General features: G+C 60.2%; 4 protein-coding genes. 1 reads left to right on the forward strand and 3 read right to left on the reverse strand.

Going from position 1 to position 4238, the window contains the following annotated elements; genetic code table 11:
• The coding region (locus VNX23_RS11295; protein WP_325630017.1) for a glycosyltransferase family 4 protein at window positions 1-886 on the forward strand (886 nt) is incomplete at its 5' end.
• Window positions 887-948: 62 nt separating this feature from the next.
• On the opposite strand, the gene VNX23_RS11300 is transcribed toward VNX23_RS11295, so the two are convergent.
• From VNX23_RS11300 to VNX23_RS11310, 3 genes are all read right to left on the reverse strand, one after another.
• Entirely contained in the window at window positions 949-1194 is a 246-nt protein-coding gene (locus VNX23_RS11300; RefSeq protein ID WP_325630019.1) for an ABC transporter permease, read from the reverse strand.
• A 222-nt stretch (window positions 1195-1416) separates the two neighbouring features.
• The gene (locus tag VNX23_RS11305; RefSeq protein ID WP_325630020.1) at window positions 1417-2808 is read right to left on the reverse strand and encodes a glycosyltransferase family 39 protein; all 1392 of its coding nucleotides are present in this window, start codon (window positions 2806-2808) and stop codon (window positions 1417-1419) included.
• Between the two features lie 735 nt (window positions 2809-3543).
• Window positions 3544-4206, reverse strand: a complete 663-nt coding sequence (locus VNX23_RS11310) for a nitroreductase family protein (RefSeq protein WP_325630022.1) — start codon at window positions 4204-4206, stop codon at window positions 3544-3546.
• Between the last annotated feature and the right edge of the window lie 32 nt (window positions 4207-4238).

Below are 4238 nucleotides of genomic sequence, written 5' to 3' on the forward strand. Positions count from 1 at the left end.
ATGCAAAGATCCTCTTCCGCGTCACCTGGTGATGCTGAACCGCGTTGCGCGGAGCGCCGAAGCCTTCGACATCATCCATTTTCATGCGGATTTTCTGCATTTTCCATTGTTTGCCCGGCTCTGGGGCAAGACCGTGACGACGGCCCATGGCCGCCTTGATCTTCCGGACCTGCAGCCCCTCTTTCGCGAATTTCCGATGATGCCACTGGTGTCCATCTCGGACGCTCAGAGGGCACCGGTGCCCTGGGCGAGCTGGCAGGGCACTGTTCATCACGGCCTCCCGACGGATCTTTATCTTCCGGGCCGCGGAGACGGCGGCTACCTCGCTTTTATCGGCCGCATCAGTCCCGAGAAAGGGGTGGAAAACGCGATCAAAATTGCCCGCCGCGCCGGAATCCCGCTGAAAATCGCGGCCAAGGTCGACAAAGCGGATCTTGATTACTACAATGCCAAGATCAAAAGACTGCTCAAGGGTCCGGGGGTGGAGTTCATCGATGAGATCGGTGACCGCGACAAAGGAGAATTTCTCGGTCGGGCGATGGCGCTGCTTTTCCCGATCGACTGGCCGGAACCCTTCGGGCTGGTCATGATCGAAGCGATGGCCAATGGCACCCCAGTCGTTGCGTTCAGGAAAGGCTCCGTTCCAGAAGTTATCGACGAGGGGCTTACGGGCTTTGTAGTCGATAGCGTCGATAGGGCGGTGGCCGCAGTTCCGCGTGCCGCAGCCCTGGATCGGAGCGGGATTCGACGTTGCTTCGAAGAGCAGTTCTCGGTCGAGCGCATGGCGCGCGACTACATCGAGCTTTATGATGATGTGCTGCGGCGCAGTTCGATCGACGCGGTTGTCTTGAGCACCAGGGCAGCCGGTCAGCGGGAAGCGGCCTGACCTCAGGGAGCAATACCGACGAGACTGCGCCGGCCGCCGAGCGGGCCGGCGATGAGGAAGCGTCACCGTTGAGCTTCGACACCGGCATGTCGGCTGACGAGGCTTGTCGTCAAGGTGTCGAGACCTAAGGCAATGCCGGTCATGCAGTTGCCTAGAATCATGCCGAGGAGCGGTATCGCATAGCGTGGGTCGTACCAGGGATTTGGCCGTAGCGCGGTTAAAGGGCAAAGACTGTAGCGCGGCAATCTGGATAGAAAGCCGTATTGCCTCACCGGGGAATGTTCCCGAGACGTCAAGCGTTGCCTCACCAAGCGTGCTCCCGTTGCCTCATTGATCCTCCGGCCGAGCCGCAGCTCCTTTTCTGATTTGCCCCGGAGCCGACTATCAGGAACCTCCCGGACAATGCGAAGCGAGCCACGGTCAAAGGCGACGCTTGCTAGCGGCCTTGCTGGCTGCAGGATAAAAAACTACCGATCATCAGTCGAGTTCAGCCAAGTCGAGCGGCGCGGGGGCGGTGGTTGAGGCAGAGGTTATGGGTGCTTGCGGAAAATCACGTAGGCCGAGTGGTGTTCCGACACCTCAGAGGAGGAGCGTGAGAGACCAAGTCTGTCGAGCAGGTCGTCGAGATCCCATAGCGCTACACCGACTATCCAAAGCACGATCTGGCAGGAGGTGGTGGTGGGCTCATTGCCGAGGTCCGCTGCCGCTCCCCTCGGGATTTCGATCAGTTGCAGGTTTGGTCTGACGGATCGTGTGAAGAAGCGGTAATTGGACGCATCGCCGTAGACATGAATGTTGCCCGAGGCGCAGCCGGGCGTGTCTAGTACCAGTGCCGCCGAGTCCCGCCATTGCTCATTTACGTCGATCGTATAGTAGGCGGCCAGCGCCTGGCACATAAGCCCGATTTGAAGGACCAGATACGCCGTGCCCACGATAGTGCCCCAGCGGCGCATTAGGCACGAGGTCAGCTCTGCGGCAATCACATATATAGCCGGAAGAACGACGATCATGTTGCGGCTCGTCAGGATTGGTGTGTGGACCGAGATCACACCCGCGGCGGCCAGTGTCAGCAGGCAGAGCAGGGCGCAGGCACCGATCGTCGAATTCAGTGCCACACCGAAACGCCATCCTCCCGTCGCCAGGAGTGCCACGGCCGCACCGATGAAGACGAGCAGCGAGGCGCTTCCGCCGAACGCCAGGTGTTTGAACCAGTCAATTGAAGCCGCGACCGAAAGCTCTCCGATCCAGGTCGCTCGCTCGCTGGTGATGAACCGAGAATGGTAAACCACCCATGGCATGAATAATGCGACAGCCCCGCAACCGGAAAGTACGACAAGCGCTCTGTGCCGGCTGTCAACCAGAAGAAAGCAAGTGAAAAACGCCGCCATCGTAAGGAGGAAGCCGAAGTAATGCGTGAAGGAAGCGAGCAACGCCGCCATTGTGAGCATAGTGAGTGCCCCGCGCGCGGCGCGGTCTTCGCGCGGCATGCAGCGTAATAATCGAATGCAAGCCACGGTGATGAGCGTCGACAGCAGCAGTAGGAGCGCATAAGAGCGTGCCTCCCGGGCATACCAGACCGCACCCGGTGAAACGGCGAGGAGCAGCGCCAACGCGACGCGCGAGCTGCGAGATAGCGACGCGCTGGGGAGTATCCCGGCGGCGCAGACAGTCAATATTCCAAACAAGACGCTCGGAGCGCGCGCAACGATCTCCGATTGGCCGAGCGCCGACGATGACCACCGCAGAATCAGATAGTAGATGGGCGGATGAGTGTCGGCCAGCACTCGGTCCCAGAATTGGCGGAACGGCAGCGTCGGGTCCGTGATCATCAGCGAAGAGATTTCGTCGGTCCACAGGCTCTGAAAGTCGAGCGCATAGGCCCTTAATCCGGCTCCAAACACGACCACGATGCAGAGGGCCATCGCGAGGCCGTTCCGACCGAGCCGTAGGCCTGTTTGGTCTTCCCATCCGTATCTGCTTTGCCGCACCTTCATCCTGGTCGCCGGCCCCGACGCGGCAACATTCCCTGAGGCGGATTCGTTGGTTCCCGCGGTTGCACCGCCGCGAATTCTCCCACAATCGTCTGCCTCAAAAAAACCCGCGCAGATAATAACCCGCCCCTTCCGCTTCGCGACGGCGCTTTCCGATTGCGGTCCCTTCGCTTTAAGTCAACTTGCGACTACCGTGTCCGAGCCCGACACGCCAAATCGGCCAGTTCGCTGCTGAAAATGCTGAAACCGGTGAGATACCCGCCCGGCCGGGCGAGACTCCCGACCAGCCCGGTCCCGACCGGGTCGGCGTCCAGAAAGGCGATCGGGATCGTCGAGGTGGCGCTCTCAACGAAAAGGGGGATCTCTCATGCCCGCAATCTATGTTTGCGATCTCTGCGGCAAGCATCAACCGATGGAGGAGCAATTGACCGTGGTCGCTCGCGAGCCCGATCCCGAAGAGTGGCATTTTGCAAGGAGTGCTCTCGAGTCCACATTCAGACGATATTGGACAAGGCCGCCGAGGCAAAGGTGGGGCGGGGAGACTGACCCATCCACTAAAATTAGATCGCTGTATGCTAAAGTCTCAAACTGTCATCGACCTGGGGCCAGCACGATCTCGGTTTCGAGAGCGCCGATCAGAAGCGCATTATGCCGAGTTTGCCGCACTTAGAGATCGTGGGAAGGCTGGCCCCAGCGATCCTCATAGACGACATCGGCGAGGGCAATACGGCGGACTGGCCCGAACCGGCCTATGGGGTAGCCGATCGGCAGCAGGGCGTAGGAATGCACGTTAGGCGGCAACCCGAGTGCGGCCTCCACTTCCTTCTCGAAGTTCAAATAAAGCGTCGTCAATGTCGCACCGAGACCGAGCGCTCTCGCCGCCAGAAGCATGTTCTGCACTGCTGGATAGATCGATGAACCGGACGTGCGGGTCGGTGTCGCGCCTTCGAGGCAGGGCACGATCCACACCGGAGCCTTATGAATGTGATTGGCCAAATATTCCGCCGCATCGAGCAACCGCAAAAATCGCTCGCGGATCATGCCAGGGGCGGGTTCACCCGACCGATACCGTGGGGCAACCTGCTCGTCCCACGCACGCTTGTACAAGGCTCCGACCGTCTCCTTGACCTTTGGATCGCGGATTACCAGGAACTGCCAGCGCTGCATATTTCCGCCGCTCGGCGCACACACACCAGCCTCCAAGATCTTTCGGATCAGCTCGTTCGGCACCGGGTCTGGTTTCAGCCGCCGCATCGACCGAGTGGTTCGGATGATCTCGAACAGGTCGGTGGTGTCCGAGGCTGCGTCAGGCGTGGCACGGTCGGTCATGTCTGCTCTCCGCTGAAAGATCATTGTGCCGG

The sequence above is a fragment of the Bradyrhizobium sp. genome, assembly GCF_035570375.1.
In the GTDB taxonomy this organism is placed as follows: Bacteria; Pseudomonadota; Alphaproteobacteria; order Rhizobiales; family Xanthobacteraceae; genus Bradyrhizobium.